Source organism: Bradyrhizobium ivorense, assembly GCF_900696085.1.
Classification (GTDB): Bacteria; Pseudomonadota; Alphaproteobacteria; order Rhizobiales; family Xanthobacteraceae; genus Bradyrhizobium; species Bradyrhizobium ivorense.
The window spans coordinates 35,681-56,251 of sequence record NZ_CAADFC020000020.1 but is presented as its reverse complement, the minus strand read 5'-3'; the positions used below and the strand labels follow the sequence as shown (position 1 = coordinate 56,251).

The following is a 20,571-nucleotide window of genomic DNA, read 5'->3' as shown; positions in this document are numbered from 1 at the left end:
TCGCATCGATCGATGCGATCCGGGTGGGGGCTCCCTCCAGGATTCGACTCGCGGTGAGAGCCCCCACCCTAGCCCTCCCCCGCACGCGGGAGAGGGAACGCAGTCCCGCTGCTGCTGAAACCTGATCTCATCACGCTTCAGCTGCCGCTCTCGATCTTCTTCTTCAGCGCCTCGAGCCCGCTGCGGTAGAGCCCGCTCACCGCCTTGACCGCGGCCTCGTCGCTCAGCTCCGGCGGCGGGTCGTTGTTCGGATAGCCGCGGTAGAACGCGCCGGTCCATTCCAGCTTGGTCTTGCCGTCGGGCGCCGGCGACACCGTCAGCGTCGAGGAATAATTGGTCACCGGCAGCACCTTCACGTCGACCGCCGTGATCCGGTACGAGTAGCTCATCATCTCGGGCTCGTATTTGTAGAGCTCCTCGTCGACGGTGGCGCCCGGCGCCAGGGTCAGCCGCCGGGTCGCGCCGATCTCGTTGCCCTTCTCGCCTTCGGTCTTGCTGACGCCGGCGAGCCAGCTCATGTCCTGAAAATTGCCGATCACCGCCCACACCTTGGCCTGCGGCGCGTTGATCTCGATCGACTCCCGCACCTTCTGGCGGGTCGGCCCGTGCGCCCACGCGGCTCCCAATACGGCCAATGCCGCCATCACGACGCAAGCATTCGCGATCGCTCTCCTCATCCCGTCTCCTCAATGTGTGTTTGGCCAGCGCCGCAAGCGCCGGCCGATTTTTTTGATCCCGGCATTGTGGCCTGGATGGAGAGCGGCTGCTTGCACCAGAGCGAAGTCGCGGCGGCCGTCTTCCCCCCGAGACAAGCCCGCAACGGGCTCACTCCTCGATTGTCGCCTCGATGAATCCGCGCGGGTCGGCGCAGAATTCGCGCATCACCCGGTAATGATCGGTCTGCTCCACGCTGATCGGCTCGAGCCCGTATTTCGCCAGCCGCAGCAGGGTTGCGCCGGGATAGGCCATCAGCATCGGCGCGTGGGTTGCCATGATGACCTGGCAATGGCCGGATTGATCCATCCGGCGCAGCAGTTTCAGGAACTCGATCTGGCGCGCCGGCGACAACGCCGATTCCGGTTCGTCGAAGATGTAGATACCCTGCTTCTGGCAGCGTTCCTCGAAGAAGGCGATGAAGCCCTCGCCGTGCGAGAACGACAGATAGTCGGGCGCGAATTGCGGCGCCGCGCCGGTCACCGCGCCGAGATCCTCCTGGGCCGCGATCGCCGAGCGGTCGAGATATCGCGCGACCGAGAAGAACGTCTCGGCGCGGAAGAACCAGCCATAGGGGACCTTAGGCAACCAGGCCGCGCGCAACGCCGATGACAGGTCGGCGCCGGTCACCTCCAACCCCTGTTCGACCGAGTTGTGTCCCTTGCCGCCTCCGCCGCTGTCAAAGCCGGCGATCGCGGCGATGCCTTCAAGTATCGTCGATTTGCCGGCCCCGTTCTCGCCGACAATGATGGTGACCGCGGTCTCGAAGCCGAGATCGAACCCGTCGCTGAAGATCGGCAGGCAGAACGGATAGGCGTCCTGGTCCGGGATGGCGGCACGATCGAGCCAGACCCGTCTGAGATACGGCGCCGACAGCGTGGTCGGACGGATGCGTCGTCGTGCCATGCTAGTCCGCAGCCCCCGTCAGCGCGCCCTCGACAAACCCCTCGGGGTCATCGCAGAACTCGCGCATGACCTTGAAGTGATCGGTATCCTTCAGGCTCACCGGCTCCAGCCCGTACTTGGTCAGCCGCAGCAGCGTTGCGTCGGGATAGGCCATCAGCACCGGCGAATTGGCCATGATGACCTGACAATGGCCGATCGCGTTCATCCGGTGCAACAGCTTTAGAAACTCGATCTGCCGCGACGGCGACAGCGCCGACTCCGGCTCGTCGAAGATGAAGATACCCTGGCGCTGGCAGCGCTCGTCGAAGAAGCGCAAAAAGCCTCCGCCGTGGGAATGCGACAGGAAGTCGGGCGGAGGTCCGCCAAAGGGATCATCGAGCGCCGCTTCATCGAGGTAGCGCGCCACCGAGAAAAAACTCTCGGCGCGGAAGAACCAGCCATTGGTGATCTTCGGCAGCCAGCTCGCGCGCAGCGCGGTCGCGAGCGAGCCGCCCGTTTCCTCCAGCGCCCTGGAATGGTCGACCGGCCGATAGCCCTTGCCGCCGCCGGCGTCGTCGAAGCCCGCCAGCACGGCGATGCCTTCCAGCAAGGTCGACTTGCCGGTGCCGTTCTCGCCGACGATCATGGTGATGGCCTTGTCGAAGGTGAGCTCGAAATCGTCGCGCAGCAGCGGCAGCACGAACGGATAGACATCGCGGTTCGCAATGCGCGCGGGATCGAGCCAGACCCGCCGGAGATACGGCGCCGGCATGTTAATCGTCCGGTTTCGCCGTGCCACGCGCCCCCACCCCGATCCGTCACGCAATTGCTGCGATACAATCGCAGATTGGATGGAAGCCGTCAAGAACGAAACAAGAACATTATACCGCAATCCCGCATGCCCAGCCCCGCCTACACCCTCTTCCGCAAGGCCATCCTCACCGAGCAGCAGGTGGTCTGCCTCTACGACGGCCGCCCGCGCGAGCTCTGTCCGCACATCATCGGCCACAACAAAAGCGGCGAAGAGGTCGTGCTGGCCTGGCAGTTCGCCGGCGAGAGTTCCGGCAAGCTGCCGCAATGGCGCTGCTTGCGGCTCGCCCGGGTCGGCGACACCGGCCTGCGCAGGGGCCGCTGGCACGAGGGCGGCTCGCACCAGACGACGCAGACTTGCGTCAGCGCGATCGATCTCGATATCAACATCCATGTGCGGAAGCGGCGGTAGCGCAGCGATCGCCGATTTGCCGGCGGCCACGAATTCTGTTTTGGCGCGCCTTGGTTCGTATTTTCCGAATTTGTTCTTGACAGGCACCCCAACTCACGGATTTAATGCGCGCCGTCTCACCCGATCGAGGGGCGCTGCGCATCGTCATAGTGTTGCGGTGAGATGCGGTGGACGGTTCGCATGTCAGTGACGACAGCATGCGAGGCGGACGGTGAAGTCGTGCAGGCCTGACGCCCTAGTGGCAGGTGTCCCTCGCAAGACGCGTAGCGTCTTGTCGAGCGCGGTGACAAAAAGCCCAGTCTCGCCGGGGAGAGCACGTATAAGCCGTAACCCATCGCGCAGGGAAAGCCGGGTTGTTTCCGGTTACACCTGTGGTCCTACCCCGGTGCTTTTTGTTGCACCGGGCCCATGGGTGCAATCGGCACCCGGCCTTCCCTGCGCCCTCTGTTCTTAGAGCGGCGAAACGAAATGCAAAGCTCGGGCATCCATGTCGCGAGATGGCGAAGCTGCGTCCCCACCCACAACTGTCATCGCCCGGTTTAACCGGGCGATCCAGTACGCCGCGGCCCATCGGTTCAATCACCGGCGTCTCTGGAATACTGGATCACCCGCCTGCGCGGGTGATGACACCGAGTTAGCTGTTTGACAGGTGAATCAAACCAACGCTCACCCCGTCATCCTGAGGTGCGAGCCTCTTCGGCGAGCCTCGAAGGATGAATCGGCCGGCTCGTAGCCGTGCGGAAAGAGCCGGGCCGTCGATCCTTCGAGGCTCGCAAGTGCTCGCACCTCAGGATGACGGAACACCTTCCCGCACGCCCCCCTACGGCCGCTCCGCCTCTTCCAGCACCTCAAGCACCAGCTCCATCGTCATCAGCACCGGATTGTCGCCGCGCACCAGGTGTCCCTCGGCGATGCCGCCGAGATAGTCGACCAGCGCGACGTCGAGGCTGGCGCGCAGGCGGCGGTTGGCGTCGGGCGCAATCTGGCCCGCGGTCACCGCAAGCTCGGTAGCGAACGGCACCACGCTGTGGCCGTCGCTGAACACGGCGCCGATGGTCGAGCCGACGCCGCCATGCAGCCGCGCCCGCAAAATGCCGTGCTGGCGGCAAAAGCCCTCCAGCGCGTCGGAGAAATCCTGGTTCGGCCGCAGCCTGAGCGCAAACGCGCGGCTCGTCGTCTTCGCGCCGGTAGGCTCGGTTGCGACCGGACCGAACAGCTTGAAATTGGTCTCGCGGTCGGGCTCGGCGAGGAAGGTCGCGCCGTCGATCCCGAACGCGCTGACCTCGAACGGTTCGGCGACGACGGTCTCCTCCGGCAGCATGTGGCCGCCATTGAAGCGGCCGTCGACCTCGGTCCACAGCCCATGGCAGTGAAAGAACGGCGCACCGTCGCGCATGCCAAAGGTCAGTGCCGCAAGCTTGAGCCTGGTCAGACCCGGAGGACGAAACGTCTCGCTGTAGAACGCGGCATTGGCACCGTCCTTCGACAGTGCCGGCATCACATAGGCGAACGGTCCGAGCGCTCCGCCCCGCGCGCTCAGCACACCGCCGGAAAAACCTTCCGCCGCAAAGCCGCGGCGCACCGCTTCAAGCAAGGGCATGCCGGCTTTGAGCGTGAATGAAAAGGCGCGGCCGCGCGCCGCGACCCACTGGATGCGCTCCGGGATCGGAGCGCCGGGCTGGGCGATGCTGCGCATCGCCTCAACCGCCCGTCGATTTGGCGATGACCTCGAGCAGCCCGAGCGCCGCGAGCTCGTCGCGGATCAGCCGCTTCGGCACCTTGCCGTAGCCCGATTTCGGCAGCGCCTCCCAGAAGAAGAACCGCTTCGGCATCTTGTAGCGCGGCACTTTTGGCGCGAGATACGCTGCAAGCTCCGCTTCGCCGACGGGGTCCACGCCCTCGCGCGCGACACAGACGGCGACGCCGACCTCGCCCCAGAACGGGTCGGGCACGCCGAGCACCGCGACCTCGCCGATGGCGGGATGAGTGAGGATCTTCTCCTCGATCTCGCGCGGATAGATGTTGGAGCCGCCGGAGATGTACATGTCGGAGGCGCGGCCGGTGATGTAGACAAAGCCCTCGGCGTCGATGTGGCCGAGATCGCCGGTGCGAAACCAGCCGTCGCGAAACGCCTTGGCGTTGGCCTCGGGGTTGTCGTAATAGCCCGCGAACACACCGGGACCGATCACGCAGATCTCGCCGGTCTCGAACGGCTTCATCTCGCGCCCGTTGTCGCCCTGGATCTGGACCTGCATGCCGGTGCGCTCGAAGCCGCAGGTGCCGATCCGCGCATGCGGACCGTCCTCGGGATCGTGCAGCGCGGGTGGCAGCACGGTGATGTTGCCGGTGACCTCGCCGAGCCCGAAATACTGCACCAGCACGCCGCCGAGCTTTGCCAGCGCCGCCTTCTGATCCTCGCGATACATCGGCGCGCCGGCATAGATGATGTAGCGCAGCGAGGAATGGTCGTGCTGGTCGGCGGCGGGATGCTCGACCATCATCTTCAGGATCGTCGGCACGGTGAACATGTTGCTGACGCGGTGTTTGGCAATCAGCCGGAACGCCTCGGCGATGTCGAATTTTTCCGACGGCAGCAAAATGGTCGGAACGCCGCGCGCGCTCTGCACCAGCTGATGCACGCCGGCGCCATGCGACAGCGGCGCCACCACCAGCGAGGCGTCGTCCTCGGTGGTGCCGGGCATCAGGTCGGCGAGATGGTTGGTGATGACGAAGGCCATCTGGCCGTGGGTCAGCACCGCGGCCTTGGAGCGGCCGGTGGTGCCGGAGGTGAAGAAGAACCAGCAGGGATCGTCGTACTCGACCGCCGCGTTCTCGACCTCGGCGCCGGCGTGTTTGGCGATGACGTCACCAACCGTGGCCTCGCCGAAGGTGCCCTCCTCGCCGATCCGCCAGGTGAATTCCAGCGCGGGATTGGCGGCGGCCTTGGCGTGCTCGGGAAAGTCGCCATGGCAGAGGAACGCCTTGGCGCCGGACGCCGTCGCCAGATAGGCGACCTCGTCGGGCATCAGGCGAAAATTGGTCGGCACCCAGACCGCGCCGAGCCGGAAGGCGGCGAACATCGACCAGAACATCTGGTCGCAGTTCTTGGAATGCACCAGGATGCGGTCGCCCTTGACGATGCCGCGCGCGGCAAGCGCCGCCGCCAGCGCCGAGACGTTCTGGTCGATATGGCGCCAGGACCAGGTCTTCTCGTTCCAGATGAAGCCGGGCCGGTCGCCGTGGCGGCGGGCGTTCTGGGTCAGGATGTAGGCGAGGTTCATCACCCGGCGCGATACCCGCGCGATCCCGCCGCGCGGCGCAGTGGCAGCCGCCCCGCTCATCGCCGCCCCGCCGCCACGCAAAACACAGGGGGAATGCTCAGGACAATCATCGGCTATTTCCTCGGTCAAAACCGGGCGTCTTCAAGCGCCGCAAGGGGGAAGGTCGCACCCGGTTTATCGCCAAGGCGCAGTCCTCGGCAAGGGCCGCAAAAAGGCCGACGCGCGGCCTCGCGGCGGCCGCACGAAGGCGGCAGGCGTCGCGCTCGCCTGCCCGTCTCGCCTGCAGGCGGGCTATTGCGGATGCCTGGCCAGTTCCTGCTCGCTCAGGTTCCAGTCCTGCCAGAGCTGCAACGCGCCGACGATGACAACCAGCGCGCCGAGCAGGACGTGCCAGGCCTGCAGCCCATGATCGGCGGAATAGCCGAGGATGAAGGGCGATGCGATCAGCCAGAGCCCGAGCAGAATGCTCGCCACCTCCTCCCAGCGATGCAGCGCGACATATTCCAGCTGGGCGAGGCCCAGCACCAGCATGCCGACCACAAAGCTGTTGAGCACCAGGTGGCTGTGTTCGGCATCGATGATGTCGCTCGCCTGCACCGGAAACCAGGGCGAGACCATGATCAGCACGCCGAGCGCCATGCCGACCCAGTCCTCCCAGGGACGATGTGTAGAGAAGAAACGATTGTCCGACATGACGAACCTCCTCCCGACAAGAGGCATACGTCGGCGGCCGGCACTCCGTTCCAGACCATCCGGCCGCAGCGGGGGCGTATGTCCGAGGTCAAGCCTAATCGAACCGCATCGGCCCGCAAGTCCTCGCGTGCCTGTGTGCGATGCGGGATCGCCCGTCGAGCGTCATCGTGTCGCGCCGAGGCGCGCCAGCGCCTCCTGTGCGGTGTTGAGGTCGGGGCGCAGTTCGAGCGCCTTGCTCAAATCGGCCGCCGCCCCCTTCTTGTCGCCCAGCCGCAGCTTGGCCTGGCCGCGGTTATTCCAGGAATAGGCGTCGTTCGGATCGTATTGCAGCGCCTTGTCGTAGTCGGCGATGCCGCCTTTGTTGTCGCCCTTGAACAGGCGGATCATGCCGCGGTTGCGCCAGCCGCGCGCATCGGTCGGCGCGATCCTCGCGGCCTCGCCATAGTCGGCGGCGGCGCGATCGAGCTGTTCGGTGTCGCGGTAGACATTGCCGCGGTTGATATAGGCGAGCACGTTCGGCTCGAGCTTGATCTCGGTGGTGAAGTCGGCGATCGCATGCGCCGCGTCACGCTTGCGGTAGTAGACGAAGCCGCGGTTGCCATAGGCGCCCGCAAGCTTCGGATTGTATTTGATCGCGAGGCTGAGATCGGCCAGCGCACGGTCGAGATCGCCCTTGTTGAGCCAGGCGTCGCCGCGGTTGTTGTAGGCCAGCGCAAAGCTCGGATCGATCCGGATCGCCTCGTCGTAGTCGGAGATCGCGCGATCGAGGTCGCGCTTGAAGGCGTAGACGCGGCCGCGATTGGTATAGGCGCAGGCATAGGCGGGATCGAGCTTGATCGCCTCGTTGAGGTCGGCGAGCGCGGCGTCGAGCTCGCGCTTCTCGGTGAGCCCGTAGCCGCGGTTGCAATAGGCCGCGGCGAGCCGCTTGCCGGCCTCGGTCCTGCCCTCGATCACGGTGTTGCAGGCCGCGACGCGGTCGCCTGGGGTCGCCGACAGGCTGACGCAGGCCTGCCAGCTTGGATCGTCAGCGGCGGAGGCCCTGGAGGCGTGGGCGAGCGTGAAAGCGGCGCCGAGCAATGCGGCGGTCAGGCAGGCCAGAATGCGCATATCGTCAATCCACAAATGCCAATTTGCCCGTTGGTCGCGGCTTTGCGCGGACGGGTTCACGCGCTTAGATCAGACGCAGTGAATCAACCGGGATTTTGCAATGGCTGCCGTCCGCGACAACAAGACCGAAAACCGCTTCGAACTCGACGCCGGGGGCGGCCTCGCCTTTGCCAACTACCGGCGGACGCCGTCGGCTGTGATCATCACCCATACCGAGACACCGCGCGCCCTGCGCGGCCGCGGCATCGCCTCCGAGCTGGTCAAGGGAGCGCTGGAGCTGATCCGCGCCGACGGCCACAAGGTGGTCGCCGGCTGCGGGTTCGTGGTGGACTATCTGCGCAAGCATCCGGAATACGCAGACATTGCCGGGTAGAACCCTGCCCGTCAGACGATCTTGATCGACATGTCGGGCAGGCCCTCGAGCTTGCACAGCAGCACGTCGCCCTTGACGACCGGACCGACATTTTCCGGCGTGCCGGAATAGATGATATCGCCGGCCTTCAGCTCGAACGCCTCCGAGAGCTTTGCGATCTGCTCGGCGACACTCCAGATCATGTTCTTCAGGTCGGAGTTCTGCCGCACCGTGCCGTTGACCGCGAGCGAGATCGCCCCGGCGGTGAAGTGGCCGGTCTTATCAGCCGGGTGGATCGGCCCGAGCACGGCGGCGTGGTCAAAGCTCTTGCCGATCTCCCACGGCTTCTTCTCCGCGGCCATGCCGTTCTGCAGATCGCGCCGTGTCATGTCGAGGCCGAGCGCATAGCCATAGACGTGATCGAGCGCCTTGTCGGCCGGAATGTTGGTGCCGCCGGATTTCAGCGCCGCCACCAGCTCGACCTCGTGGTGATAGTTCTTGGTCAGCGACGGATAGGGATGATCGGCGACGGTGCCGACCGCGACGTTCTGGATCGCGTCGGTCGGCTTCTGGAAGAAGAACGGCGGCTCGCGGGTCGGATCGGAGCCGCGCTCGATCGCATGCGCCGCGTAGTTGCGGCCGATGCAGTAGATGCGGCGGACCTGGAAGACCTCGGCCTCGCCCACGATCGGGATGGTCACAGCCGGGACGGCAAAGATCGGCTTCGGCGCGGCCTGCGCCTTAGCTGGCGCGGATTGCGCAGCGGCACCGGCCAGCGCCAGGGCGCCGGTCGTCAGCATCGTCCGGCGGTCGAGATCAGTCATGGGCGTTCTCCTTGTTGTTGTTGTTGGTTGCTCTACAAAAAAAGGCCCGCGATGTCGCGGGCCTCGTTGATGACTGCGGCGATGCCGTCAGTGCTTGATATCAGCCGGCAGCTTGCCGCCATTGGCGGCGAGCTTGGCCATCACCTGCTTGTGCAGCCAGATGTTCATGCTGGCGGAATCGCTGGTGTCGCCGGTATAGCCGAGCTCATGGGCGAGCTCCTTGCGCGCCGACAGGCTGGAGTCGATGTCGAGCGCCTTCATCAGGTCGACGATCGAGGTGCGCCATTCCAGCTTCTCGCCCTTGGCGGCGACCGCCTTGTCGAGGATGGGCGCGACGTCGACGGTCGCGGCAGGCGCCGCACCGCCGGCGGCCGGAGCCGATGCGCTGCTGGAGGATCCACCGGCGGGAGCTGCGCTGGTGGCCGTTCCGCCAGCGGGCGCGGCCTGCGCGCTGCTGCCGAAGATCGCGCCCATGATTTTTCCGAATATGCTCATCGTTGGCTCCCAGAAGAGTTGAGATGGTGTGAGGGCCAGACGGCGCTGAGACGCCTGGCCGCGGTCGCAGTTCAACTGTACCGCCCCCTCCATAGCTTGCCAATGCGACATTCACTTAAGCGTGAGTGCTTTTGGCGACGTTTGGGAGTAGCCTCACGCGACAGTTCGCGGCATGGCCAGTTCCCTGCTTTGTCTTTCGCGTCTGGCCGGTTCGTGATCGCTTCGAGGGCGGCACGCTTGTGCCCGCGTGCGGGCGCAAGACGCGGCTGCCAGTGGGAGACAACGACCATGGCCAGTTCAATTCAAGGCAATGTCACATCGGTGACGCAGAGCGAAGGCGCTGCGTCCGCACCCATCATCCGGACCATCGGCCTGTCCGATTTGCACCAAGCGCTGCGTCTCGGCTGGGAAGACTTCAAGGCGATACCGACCCATGCCATCATCCTGTGCCTGATCTATCCCGTGCTCGGCCTCGTGCTTGCGCGCACGGTGCACGGCTATTCCGTGCTGCCCCTGCTGTTTCCGTTGGCCGCGGGCTTCGCCCTGCTCGGCCCGTTTGCCGCAATCGGCCTCTACGAGATGAGCCGCCGCCGCGAGAACGGCGAGGAAGCGTCCGCGTGGACCGCCATGGAGGTATTCCGCTCGCCGTCGTTCGGCGCGATGCTCGGGGTCGGCACGCTGTTGTTCGCCCTGTTCGTGACCTGGATCGCCACGGCGCAGGCGGTCTACACCGCAGTGTTCGGCTACGAGACCGCGGCCAACATGCCCGATTTCGCCGAGCGCGTCCTGACCACCCAGCAGGGCTGGTGGCTGATCGTGGTCGGCTGCAGCATCGGCTTTCTGTTTGCGCTGGTGGCGCTGTGCATCAGCGTCGTCGCATTCCCGATGATGCTCGACCGCCAGGCAACCGCCGGCGAGGCCATGGTGACTTCGATGCGCGTCGTCGCGCAGAACCCGGTGCCGATGCTGGCCTGGGGCCTGATCGTCGCGGTGCTGCTGGTGGCGGGCACGATCCCGTTCTTCCTCGGGCTTGCCGTCGTGATCCCGCTGCTCGGTCACGCCACCTGGCATCTCTATCGCGCGGTCATCGTCAAGGATCCCAATGCGCGGCCGGTGATCCCGGAATCGCGCGCGCGCAAGCCGGCCGCCGATTTCCCGGCCAACCTGTTCCCGTGGCGGCGGAGCGACCGCGGCTAGGTGCTGGCCGCATCCGTCGCGAGCAATGCCGATCCATCCCCCAAACCGTCGGCCGCGCCTCGGCCGGCGGTTTTCGGTCGCATGCGGCCGGCGCCGGCCGTCAACGGGATGTGAACCTGGCGTGTGATTTGCTCCGACACAGGAGATCGACAGGTCGAAGACGGAGCCTTGTTTTGGCCGCTGTTGCCGCGAACATACCCGCTGGGTTCCGCGACCAATGTCGATGACATCGCAGACTCCGGAGTGAACCGCCCTATGACCTCTCGTGTTTCCCTTGGTACCCTCGCTGTCGGCGCATGGCTCCTGACCTCGACGGCATCGGCGCTCGCGGCGCCCTGCGGGACGGGCAGCTTTGAAGCGTGGCTCGACGACTTCAAGAAGGAGGCGGTGGCCAAGGGCATCTCGCAGAACGCGATCCAGGCCGGGCTTGCCGGCGTGACCCAGGACAAGGCGATCGTGGCGCGCGACCACTCGCAGCAGGTGTTCAACCAGACCTTCGAGCAATTCTCCGGCCGCATGGTGCCGCCCCGCCTCACCCGCGGCTCCGACATGTTGAAGCGCTACGGTTCGGTGCTGTCGCGGATCGAGGAGGCCTACGGCGTGCCGGGCGAGATCATCGTCGCGATCTGGGGGCTGGAGACCGACTTCGGCGTCAACACCGGCAAGTTCTCCACCATGCGCTCGCTCGCGACGCTGGCCTATGATTGCCGCCGCTCCGACATGTTCAAGGCCGAGATGCTGGATGCGCTGCGCATCATCGAACGCGGCGATCTTTCGCCGCAGGAGATGCGCGGCGCCTGGGCCGGCGAGATCGGCCAGACCCAGTTCATGCCATCGTCCTACATCAAGTTCGCGGTCGACTTCGACAACAACGGCAAGCGCGACCTTCTGCACAACGTGCCCGACGTCCTGGCGTCGACGGCAAACTTCCTGAAGAGCTATGGCTGGAAGAAGGGCAAGGACTGGGAGCCCGGCAGCGAGAATTTCGCGGTGATCAAGCAGTGGAATAAGAGCGAGGTCTACGCCAAGACCATCGGCTACTTCGCCACCCAGCTCGCCCGCGCGCCGTAGCGCGTCGTCGATCGAAGCGAACAAAATCAAAGGGCCGATCGCCCCAGGCGACCGGCCCTTATCGCCTTGAGCAAAGGCTTACTTCGCCATGCTGGCGCGCGCAGCCTTGGTCAGGTGCATGCCGCAGGCGCCCATCTTGCCATTGAGCATCGCGTCCTGAGCCAGCGACATTTCCTTCTCGGCGGCGAATTTGACCTCGGTGTCGGCCATGGCTTCGATAGCGGATTCGGTCTTGCCGAGGTTGTCACCACTGCATCCGACGCCCCTCTTGGCGGCGTGAGCGGGAACAGCGAACGCAACGGCAGCCATTGCGGCTGCGCCGATCAATGTTTTGATCATGGGAATTATCCATCTTTTTTCTTAGACAGAAACCAGCGTGATTGCGGAATCTGCGAAATGATTATTCGCCTGTTCCCGACAGCGTTCAGAATGAAATCCGCGCGATGCAAATGTGATGAGCGCTGCACGCGTAGCGCGCATGCGTTGCATCGTGTTTTGATTACAAGCCGGTAAGGAAGTGCACTGCGATCGCATCTGCTGCAGCGCCACTTCAATCGAGCCGCTGAATGGTTCGCAGTTGCGATATTCAGCAATGCATCCTGCGCGATCATGCGCGGTCGATTGCGGACTTGCCCGTCCAGACGGACGAGAATACCTGCATCGTCAATGCAGCGGATTGCCGCTAATGCTCTTCGCCCGCAATCCTCGACATGAAGTGAACTAAAGATCATTTTTATGTCTTCAGGTTGCATGCGAATCGCGCATGGAACCCGATCGAAACCGAGTTGGGCCCGGGACAACCGGCGCTTGATTTACCGGTCCTGAATTACCACCTCTTGGGCGATGGGGTGGAGACGAAATGTTCGAACAAGGTACTGACAAAGCAGAGTTTCTTTCGGTTGGCATCGGCTAGGAGGAACTCTATTCCCTGCACCTCCTCCGCTGGACCGAAACATTTAATCAAAACTTAGCGTCGCCATGCATTTTGGGCTTAGCTGCATCGCAACATCGGAACTACTGCAGTGCAAAATCCGATCTATATTCATTTCAACGATTTGGCCCCGGAAGGGCTGAATCTGAACTACTAGGAGACTACTATGCTGCTCTCGCTCATCCGCATGATCCAGGCTTTCCGGGATTATCAGCGCAATGTCAGCGAACTGTCCCAGCTCAGCGATCGCGAGCTGGCCGATATCGGCCTCGATCGCTCGGACATTCCGCGCGTTGCTGCCGGTACCTACAACGGCTAATCGCCGGCAAGCCATCTGGAAGCCATTTGAATGACGGATAACGCCCGCTCCCGCAGCGGGCGTTGTCGTTTGTGGCGCGGTTTCAGATGCATGCGGGACCGAAACGCGCTAACGCTGCGCGATGACACCGCATCACTCCTCTTCCCAACCCGTGCACATCGTGGGCGCGGGGCTCGCCGGCTCGGAAGCCGCCTGGCAGGTCGCCAATTCCGGCGTCCGCGTCGTCCTGCATGAAATGCGTCCGCAGCGGATGACCGAGGCGCACCGCACCGACGGCTGCGCCGAGCTGGTCTGCTCGAACTCGTTCCGCTCCGATGACGCCGCCAACAATGCGGTCGGGCTGCTGCACGCCGAGATGCGGCGGCTGGGCTCGCTGATCATGCGGTCGGCCGACGCCAACCAAGTGCCCGCCGGCGGCGCGCTGGCGGTCGATCGCGACGGCTTCTCGGCGGCCGTGACAAAAGCCCTGCACGAGCATCCAAACATCGAGCTCAGCCGCGAGGAAGTCGCCGGCCTGCCGCCGGCCGACTGGAGCAACGTGATCGTCGCGACCGGCCCCCTCACCTCGGCGCCGCTTGCCGATGCGATCCGGCAGCTGACCGATGAGAGCGCGCTGGCGTTCTTCGATGCGATCGCGCCGATCGTGCACAGGGATTCCATCGACATGTCGGTGGCCTGGTTCCAGTCGCGCTACGACAAGGTCGGGCCCGGCGGCACCGGCGCCGACTACATCAACTGCCCGATGACGAAGGAACAGTACGATGCTTTCGTTACGGCGCTGCGCGAGGGCGAGAAGGTCGACTTCAAGGAGTGGGAGACCAACACGCCCTATTTCGACGGCTGTCTGCCGGTCGAGGTGATGGCCGAGCGCGGGCACGAGACGCTGCGCCACGGGCCGATGAAGCCGGTCGGGCTCACTAATCCGCACAATCCGACGGTGAAGCCGTATGCGATCGTCCAGCTGCGGCAGGACAACAAGCTCGGCACGCTCTACAACATCGTCGGCTTCCAGACCAAGCTGAAGCACGGCGCGCAGCAGCGCGTGTTCCACACCATTCCCGGCCTCGGGCAGGCGGAGTTCGCCCGCCTCGGCGGCCTGCATCGCAACACCTTCCTCAACTCGCCAAAACTGCTCGACGCCCAGTTGCGCCTGCGCGCCCAGCCGCGGCTGCGTTTTGCAGGACAGATGACCGGCTGCGAGGGCTATGTGGAGTCGGCGAGCGTCGGCCTCATCGCGGGCCTCTGCGCCGCCGCCGACGCGCGCGGCGCCTCGCTGACGCCGCCGCCGGCTACCACTGCGCTCGGCGCGCTGCTCGGCCACATCACCGGCGGGCATATCGAGACGATCGAGCAAGGGCCGCGCTCGTTCCAGCCGATGAACATCAATTTCGGCCTGTTCCCGCCGCTCGCCAGTCCGCCGACGAAAAAACCGGACGGCTCGCGGCTGCGCGGCAACGAGAAGACGGTCGCCAAGAAGCAGGCGATCAGCGCCCGCGCGCTTGCCGATCTCGATCACTGGATCGCAGAGCACCTGCGCGTAGCGGCGGCGGCCTGATCATCATGAGCCTGCCGAAAGACGACGCGGCCACCCTGTCGGCGCGATGGAGCCAGGGCGTGCTGCTCAAGCGCGACGTGTTCTCGACCGTCGAGCGCGGCCGCTTCCGCAGCGCCGACGGCGAGGTCGAGGGCGTGCTGCGCCGGCTCGACCAGGTGCCGTTCTGGTCGTTCGGCCTCGCGCTGCATTTGTTCTGGCGCGAGCGCCGCGCGCTGATGCTGGCGCGCGATCTCGACGTCGGCCCAAAACTGCTGTGGGCCGGCCGGCGCGCGCTGGTGCGCGGCTTCATCGACGGCGTGGCGCTGCATCTGGCCAAGCCGCACGGTGACCTCGCCTACTTCCGCTCGGCCAAGGCCGCGCTGCGCAAGCTGCATCGCGCCGGCATCTGCCACAACGACCTCGCCAAGGAGCAGAACTGGCTGGTCGGCCGCGACGGCCGCGCCTATCTCACCGACTTCCAGCTCGCCGCCTGCTTCAAGACCCGCAGCCGGCTGTTCCGTATCGCAGCCTACGAGGATCTGCGCCATTTGCTGAAGCACAAGCGCAGCTACGCGCCGGAGGCGCTGACGCCGAAAGAGCGCAAGGTGCTGGCGCGAAAGTCGCCGTTCGCCAGCATCTGGCTGAAGACCGGCAAGAAGGTCTATCAGGCGATCACCCGCGGCATCTTCAATTTCACCGACCGCGAGGGCGGCGGCCGGCGGCTGGTCAACGACGCGCCGGTTCTGGTCGACCTGATCCGCCGCAATCCGGAGGTGCGCGATACCGCGATCGTGGCGTTTGCCGACCGCCGTGTCGGCGTCGGCCTCTATGCCTTCGTCGAGGCGGATCAGTCCGCGCTGGAGAAAACGCTGCGCAGCGAGCTCGCCGCGGCGAAGGGCGTCAAGCCGCCCGAACATATCCAGGTGGTGCACGCGCTGCCGCGCGACGCCGCCGGCAAGCCGCGCACCGAAATCCTGCAGCTCGTCGCGATGAACCAGGTCGATCTGATCGAGCCGATGATGCGCAGCGATGCCGACCGTGAATTCCTCAAGGACATTCTCGAGCAACGCAAGAACCTGCGCGACCGCTTCAACTTCGAAGTGGCCGAGATGGACCAAGCGTCAGCCAAGAGAGAGGCGTCGTAGAGAGGCCTCGTAGGCCTCGACAAACACGGCGCGAAGCCCCACTCTTGCAGTGGCAGCGCGCGCTCAAGGGACAAGTTTGATGCCACTCACCCGTGGCCGTATCGGGGGTTATGATTCCGAGCGGATGGCGTTCGGATTCACCATGATGAACGGCGATCAGGAAATCGAATGCCAGATCAGCGACGCCGCGATGGATGAACTGGCCGGAACGCGGGGCACGCCGAGCATGGCGCGCCAGGCGCAGTTCGTCGCGCTGCGCGACATGATTGAGCAAATCGCGTCCGGCATCCACGACAGCGCCCCGCCGGTCAAGGGCGCGACGATCCGGATCTTCACCAAGCACATCCCCAAGCAAGAAAGTTAACCGCCGAATTCCCGCGTGCGGGCGGCGCGCCATAGCGCCCAGAGAATGCGCAGGCGCGACGCCGGCCTTGCCAGGAACGGATCGCTGTCGGCCCGCGCCATCAGCTTCAGCTCGCGCCTGACATGCGCCAGCGGCAGGAACACCGGCCGCACCTCGCGTGGAACATCCGCCAGCAGCGCCAGTGCGGTCGCAAGATGGGTCTGCGCCTCGCCAGCGAGCTGATCGACCGCGGCACGGATGTTCGGCGTCAGCCTGCCGGCAAACACCTCCTCCTTGCTGCTGCCATGCTGCTGCAAAAACTGCTGCGGCAGGAACAGCTGCTGCCGCGCGGCGTCCCGCGCCAGCCTGGTGATCACCTGCGTCATGCCCTGGGCAAGGCCGGCATGGCGCGCCACGTGTTCGATCGCCTCCGACGGCCGCACTATCACGCGCGCGGCGAGCGAGAACAGTGCCGACGCCGTGGCGTCGAGATATCCCTCGAGCGCGGCCAGCGACGGCATTGGATCGTTGTAAAGATCGAACTGGTGGTCCTCGACCAAGCGCGACAGCGCCGAGACCGGCAGGCGGTGGTTGCGGATGGTGTGCAGCAGTTCGGCTGCGACGGGATTGCCTTCGACGCCGCCATGCCCGCTGCCGGCCAGCATGTCGGTCCACCATTGCAGCCTGATCTCGCCGGGCAGCGGCTGGCTGACCTGCTCATGCACGCGCGAAATCTCGACGTTGAAGGCGTAGATCGACAGCAGCGCGCGGCGTTCCGGACCCGGCACGAACAAGGTCGAGGCGTAGCGCACGAAATCATGGGTCTTCACAAGATCAGCGCAGAAGGCCGCGCCGTCCTTTGGCGTTTCCTTGGGTGTGTCGCTGGGCGCTTCCGTCGCGCTCATGGCACCGCGATCAGCGCCGCCGCGACGCGCCGCCGCTCGCCCAGCATGACGTTGTAGGTGCGGATCGCCGGGCCGGTCTGCATGGCATCGAGCACCACCCGGACCGCGCGCAGGGCCTCACGCAGGCCCCTGGGCGGCACCCAGACCTCGTTGCCGGTGCCGACGATCAGCGTGTCGATCGCGTTGGCGGCCGCGAACACCTTCTGCAGCGAATATTCGTCGATCTGCTGCGGGCTGGTCACCGGCCAGGCCCAGATCGCGTCAGGCAGGCACAAGAGCGAGCCGCGATGCGACATGTCGGCGAACGCGAAGCCGCCCTTGCCGTAGGCCTCGATCGGCGCCGACCTCGGAAGATGGGGAGCGTCCGAGGAGTTGCTCATGACCGGGCTACTTCTTGGCTGCCGCGCCCGGCTTCTTTTCCGCCGCTTCCGGCGCTTCGCCGCGCGTGCTGTGAACGCCGAGATAGATCAGGATCGGCGCTGCGATGAAGATCGAGGTGTAGGTGCCGACCAGCACCACGCCGAACATCATCACCGCGGTGAAGCTGTGGATCGCCTGGCCGCCGAACAGCAGCAGCGCGAGCAGCGCCAGGGTCACGGTGACGTGGGTGATGATCGAGCGCGACAGCGTCGAGTTGATCGATTCGTTGAGCAGCTGCGGCATCGGCATCTTCTTGTAGCGCCGCAGCATCTCGCGGATACGGTCGTAGATGACGACGGTGTCGTTGAGCGAGTAGCCGAGAATGGTCAAGAGCGCCGCGATGCTGGTGAGGTCGAAGTCGACCTGGCTGATCGACATAAAGCCGATCGTGAGCACGATGTCGTGCACGTTGGCGATCATGGCGCCGAGTGCGAACTGCCACTCGAAGCGGAACCAGAGATAGATCAGGATGCCGACGATCGCGAGCATCAGGCCGAGCATGCCGAACGCGAGCAATTCGCCGGAGACGCGCGGTCCCACCACCTCGACGCGGCGGTACTCGACGGACTCGCCGAGCGCACCACGGACCTTGCCGACGGCGTCCTGCTGCGCCTTGTCGCCGCCCGGCTGCTCGGCGACGCGGATCAGCACCTCGGCCGGGCCGCCGAACTGCTGCAGCTGCACTTCGCCGAGGCCGAGACCGTTAAGGCTCGTGCGCATCGCCGCGATATCGGCGGTGCCAGACTTGGCACGCACCTCAAGCAGCGTGCCGCCCTTGAAGTCGATGCCGAAGTTCAGGCCATGGGTGAAGAACAGCGTGATCGCCAGGATCGACAGCGCGGCCGAAACCGGAAAGCTGATGCGGCGGAAGCGCGTGAAGTCGAAATGCGTATCATCGGGCACGATGCGCAGCGACGGCATCAGGCCGAGCGCCGCGACCACCGTCAGAACGACGATCAGAATGCCAAGGCCGATCAGAACGTAATGAGTCACGACAGGCCTCTCAGATCGGCACGGTTTGCGGCCGCTTCCAGCGCACCCACGTGGCGACGATCAAGCGCGTCATCGTGAAGGCGGTGAACACCGTGGTAATGATGCCGATGCCGAGCGTCACGGCGAAGCCGCGCACCGGTCCGGTGCCGATGTAGAACAGCACCGCGGCAGCGATGAAGGTGGTGATGTTGGAGTCGAGAATGGTGGCCAGCGCCCGGGTGAAGCCGGCGTCGATCGCCGAGATCGCGTTGCGGCCGCCGCGCAGCTCCTCGCGGATGCGCTCGTAGATCAGCACGTTGGAGTCGACCGCGATACCGACGGTCAGCACGATGCCGGCGATGCCGGGCAGCGTCAGTGTGGCGTTGAGCAGCGACAGCAGGCCGAAGATCATCGCGACGTTGATGGTCACGGCGATGTTGGCGAACACGCCGAACAGGCGGTAGGTCACCAGCATGAACACGATGACCAGGATCGAGCCGACATAGGCCGCGAGTTCGCCCTTTTCGATCGAATCCTGACCGAGACCCGGACCGACCGTGCGTTCCTCGACCACCGTCAATGGCGCGGGCAGCGCGCCGGCGCGCAGCAGCACCGCGAGGTCGTTTGCTGACTGCACAGTGAAGTTGCCGGAAATCTGGCCCTGTCCGCCGGTGATCGGCTCGCGGATGACCGGCGCCGAGATCACCTCGTTGTCCAGCACGATCGCGAACGGCAGGCCGACATTCTCCGACGTCGCCTGGGCGAATTTACGCGCGCCGGTCGTGTTGAATTTGAAGCTGACGATCGGCTCGCCGGTGCGCTGATCGAACCCCGGCTGGGCATCGGTCAACTCGCCGCCGGAGACCAGCACCTGCTTCTTGACGACATACGGCACCTTCGGCGACGACGTGCTCATCAAGAGTTCGGAGTCCGGCGGCACCCGACCCTGCTGGGCCTGATCTGGCGACACCGAGGTGTCGACCATGCGGAATTCCATCTTCGCGGTCTTGCCGAGCAGTTCCTTCAAGCGCGTCGGATCCTGCAGGCCGGGCACCTGCACCAGAATGCGGTCGGTGCCTTGGCGCTGGATCACCGGCTCCACGGTGCCGAGCTCGTTGACGCGGCGCTCGACGATCTGGATCGACTGTTCGATGGTCCGGCGCAGCAATTCGGTGATCGCGGCCTGCGGCACGGTGAACTTGATCAGCCCGCCTCCGGCGTCGGTGACCTCCATGCTGCGCTGGCCGTTCGATCCGAGCAGGCCGCCGAGCGGCTGCGACAGCTCGCGAAGCTTGCTCAGCGCGGTCGGCAGATCGCTCTCCTTGGAGATGCGCACCTCGACCGCATCGTTGCGGACGGCAAGGCCGGTGTACAGGATGCGGTTCTCGCGCACCACCTTCTGCACGTCACCGCGGATCTGGTCGAGCTTCTGCTTTCTGACGTAATTGGCGTCGACCTCGAGCAGCAGATACGAGCCGCCCTGCAGGTCGAGGCCGAGCACGAGGCGGCGCTGCGCCCAGGCCGGCCAGCTCTTGACCTGCGCCTCGGGAAAGAAATTGGGCACGGCGCACAGACAGACCACCAGCGCTGTCAGAACGATCGCCAGCGCCTTCCACCGCGTGAAATACAACATCGAGTTGACCTGTCAGATTCCAGTGAGGCCGCGCGCGATCAGCTCGCGGACGCCTCGTCCTTGGCTTCGCCCTTCGCCGGCTCGCCCTTGGCGCGCACGCCCGAGATCATCTGGCGCATCTGCCGCACGCGGACGCCGTCCGAAATCTCGAACTCGACCTGGTCGTCATCGACCACCTTGGTGACCTTGCCGACCAGGCCGCCGGAGGTCACGATGGTGTCGCCACGGCGGATGTTCTTCACGAGATCGGCGTGATCGCGCACCTTCTTCTGCTGCGGACGCAGAATCAGGAAGTACATGATGACGAAGATCAGCGCGAATGGCAGCAGCGACATCAACATGCTGTTGGCATCACCACCGGCTCCAGCCTGAGCAAACGCAGGAGTAATCAGCATTCGGACGATCCTCGGATAAGACGGGAAAGGACCGGCATCGCCCTCCAGTCCCTTGAAGTCCCTGGGCGGTATGGCGGTCCGGACAAATTCGCGCGGACTATAGCGGCCGCGGTCCCAATTGCAACGTTAACAG

The 20,571-nt window shown here is 65.1% G+C and carries 23 protein-coding genes; 8 read left to right on the top strand and 15 right to left on the bottom strand.

The annotated features are described in order from the left end of the window. Positions 1–137: 137 nt before the first annotated feature. The 3 genes from CI41S_RS26570 to CI41S_RS26560 form a co-directional block, all read right to left on the bottom strand. Positions 138–677 (bottom strand): SRPBCC family protein, encoded by a 540-nt coding sequence (locus CI41S_RS26570; RefSeq protein WP_139862304.1) that lies wholly within the window; start codon positions 675–677, stop codon positions 138–140. Between the two features lie 148 nt (positions 678–825). Beyond that, entirely contained in the window at positions 826–1,620 is a 795-nt protein-coding gene (locus CI41S_RS26565; protein WP_139862303.1) for an AAA family ATPase, read from the bottom strand. Between the two features lies 1 nt (position 1,621). Next, positions 1,622–2,371 (bottom strand): AAA family ATPase, encoded by a 750-nt coding sequence (locus CI41S_RS26560; protein WP_430650045.1) that lies wholly within the window; start codon positions 2,369–2,371, stop codon positions 1,622–1,624. Positions 2,372–2,497: 126 nt separating this feature from the next. Here CI41S_RS26560 and CI41S_RS26555 point away from each other — a divergent pair, with 126 nt between their 5' ends. Beyond that, positions 2,498–2,821 carry a hypothetical protein gene (locus CI41S_RS26555; RefSeq protein ID WP_139862301.1) on the top strand — a complete coding sequence of 108 codons (324 nt, stop codon included), beginning with the start codon at positions 2,498–2,500 and terminating at the stop codon, positions 2,819–2,821. A gap of 820 nt (positions 2,822–3,641) precedes the next feature. Here CI41S_RS26555 and CI41S_RS26550 read toward each other — a convergent pair. From CI41S_RS26550 to CI41S_RS26535, 4 genes are all read right to left on the bottom strand, one after another. Next, positions 3,642–4,517 carry a PCC domain-containing protein gene (locus CI41S_RS26550; RefSeq protein WP_139862300.1) on the bottom strand — a complete coding sequence of 292 codons (876 nt, stop codon included), beginning with the start codon at positions 4,515–4,517 and terminating at the stop codon, positions 3,642–3,644. Positions 4,518–4,521: 4 nt separating this feature from the next. After that, the gene (locus CI41S_RS26545; RefSeq protein ID WP_139862299.1) at positions 4,522–6,162 is read right to left on the bottom strand and encodes an acyl-CoA synthetase; all 1,641 of its coding nucleotides are present in this window, start codon (positions 6,160–6,162) and stop codon (positions 4,522–4,524) included. 231 nt (positions 6,163–6,393) lie between these two features. Then, complete coding sequence (locus CI41S_RS26540; RefSeq protein ID WP_139483369.1) at positions 6,394–6,795, bottom strand: SPW repeat protein; 402 nt, start codon at positions 6,793–6,795, stop codon at positions 6,394–6,396. A 162-nt stretch (positions 6,796–6,957) separates the two neighbouring features. After that, positions 6,958–7,902, bottom strand: a complete 945-nt coding sequence (locus tag CI41S_RS26535; protein ID WP_172628204.1) for a tetratricopeptide repeat protein — start codon at positions 7,900–7,902, stop codon at positions 6,958–6,960. A gap of 100 nt (positions 7,903–8,002) precedes the next feature. On the opposite strand from CI41S_RS26535, the gene CI41S_RS26530 reads away from it, so the two are divergent. Next, positions 8,003–8,275 (top strand): GNAT family N-acetyltransferase, encoded by a 273-nt coding sequence (locus CI41S_RS26530; protein WP_139483368.1) that lies wholly within the window; start codon positions 8,003–8,005, stop codon positions 8,273–8,275. Between the two features lie 11 nt (positions 8,276–8,286). On the opposite strand, the gene CI41S_RS26525 is transcribed toward CI41S_RS26530, so the two are convergent. Then, positions 8,287–9,078 (bottom strand): fumarylacetoacetate hydrolase family protein, encoded by a 792-nt coding sequence (locus CI41S_RS26525; RefSeq protein WP_139862298.1) that lies wholly within the window; start codon positions 9,076–9,078, stop codon positions 8,287–8,289. Positions 9,079–9,165: 87 nt separating this feature from the next. Beyond that, positions 9,166–9,573 (bottom strand): DUF3597 domain-containing protein, encoded by a 408-nt coding sequence (locus CI41S_RS26520; RefSeq protein WP_139483366.1) that lies wholly within the window; start codon positions 9,571–9,573, stop codon positions 9,166–9,168. A gap of 288 nt (positions 9,574–9,861) precedes the next feature. On the opposite strand from CI41S_RS26520, the gene CI41S_RS26515 reads away from it, so the two are divergent. Together CI41S_RS26515 and CI41S_RS26510 are read left to right on the top strand one after the other, a co-directional pair. Next, positions 9,862–10,770 (top strand): DUF2189 domain-containing protein, encoded by a 909-nt coding sequence (locus tag CI41S_RS26515; RefSeq protein WP_139483365.1) that lies wholly within the window; start codon positions 9,862–9,864, stop codon positions 10,768–10,770. Between the two features lie 255 nt (positions 10,771–11,025). Next, entirely contained in the window at positions 11,026–11,841 is an 816-nt protein-coding gene (locus CI41S_RS26510; RefSeq protein ID WP_139862297.1) for a lytic murein transglycosylase, read from the top strand. Between the two features lie 78 nt (positions 11,842–11,919). Here CI41S_RS26510 and CI41S_RS26505 read toward each other — a convergent pair whose 3' ends face one another. Further along, complete coding sequence (locus CI41S_RS26505) at positions 11,920–12,180, bottom strand: hypothetical protein (protein WP_139862296.1); 261 nt, start codon at positions 12,178–12,180, stop codon at positions 11,920–11,922. Positions 12,181–12,938: 758 nt separating this feature from the next. Between CI41S_RS26505 and CI41S_RS26500 the strand changes: the two genes are divergently transcribed. From CI41S_RS26500 to CI41S_RS26485, 4 genes are all read left to right on the top strand, one after another. After that, entirely contained in the window at positions 12,939–13,091 is a 153-nt protein-coding gene (locus CI41S_RS26500) for a DUF1127 domain-containing protein (protein WP_016846063.1), read from the top strand. A 121-nt stretch (positions 13,092–13,212) separates the two neighbouring features. Continuing rightward, positions 13,213–14,646 (top strand): methylenetetrahydrofolate--tRNA-(uracil(54)-C(5))-methyltransferase (FADH(2)-oxidizing) TrmFO, encoded by a 1,434-nt coding sequence (gene trmFO / locus CI41S_RS26495; protein WP_139862295.1) that lies wholly within the window; start codon positions 13,213–13,215, stop codon positions 14,644–14,646. A gap of 5 nt (positions 14,647–14,651) precedes the next feature. Further along, on the top strand, positions 14,652–15,770 hold the full coding sequence (locus tag CI41S_RS26490; protein ID WP_139862294.1) for a serine/threonine protein kinase: 1,119 nt from the start codon (positions 14,652–14,654) through the stop codon (positions 15,768–15,770). Positions 15,771–15,849: 79 nt separating this feature from the next. After that, the gene (locus CI41S_RS26485; protein ID WP_139483409.1) at positions 15,850–16,134 is read left to right on the top strand and encodes a DUF1488 family protein; all 285 of its coding nucleotides are present in this window, start codon (positions 15,850–15,852) and stop codon (positions 16,132–16,134) included. On the opposite strand, the gene CI41S_RS26480 is transcribed toward CI41S_RS26485, so the two are convergent. Genes CI41S_RS26480 through yajC form a run of 5 tightly spaced genes read right to left on the bottom strand, consistent with a single transcriptional unit; the run spans position 16,131 to position 20,438 of the window. Further along, entirely contained in the window at positions 16,131–17,018 is an 888-nt protein-coding gene (locus CI41S_RS26480; RefSeq protein WP_139862293.1) for a phytoene/squalene synthase family protein, read from the bottom strand. The two genes, CI41S_RS26485 and CI41S_RS26480, sit on opposite strands and share 4 nt — an antisense overlap. Continuing rightward, complete coding sequence (locus CI41S_RS26475) at positions 17,015–17,398, bottom strand: Mth938-like domain-containing protein (RefSeq protein ID WP_139862292.1); 384 nt, start codon at positions 17,396–17,398, stop codon at positions 17,015–17,017. Before CI41S_RS26475 ends, CI41S_RS26480 begins: the two co-directional genes overlap by 4 nt. A gap of 7 nt (positions 17,399–17,405) precedes the next feature. After that, positions 17,406–18,431, bottom strand: coding sequence for a protein translocase subunit SecF (gene secF, locus CI41S_RS26470; RefSeq protein WP_139862291.1), 1,026 nt, complete (start codon positions 18,429–18,431; stop codon positions 17,406–17,408). A 10-nt stretch (positions 18,432–18,441) separates the two neighbouring features. Then, positions 18,442–20,043 carry a protein translocase subunit SecD gene (secD, locus tag CI41S_RS26465; RefSeq protein ID WP_139483357.1) on the bottom strand — a complete coding sequence of 534 codons (1,602 nt, stop codon included), beginning with the start codon at positions 20,041–20,043 and terminating at the stop codon, positions 18,442–18,444. Positions 20,044–20,081: 38 nt separating this feature from the next. Then, entirely contained in the window at positions 20,082–20,438 is a 357-nt protein-coding gene (gene yajC, locus CI41S_RS26460) for a preprotein translocase subunit YajC (protein WP_139483356.1), read from the bottom strand. Positions 20,439–20,571: the final 133 nt, after the last annotated feature.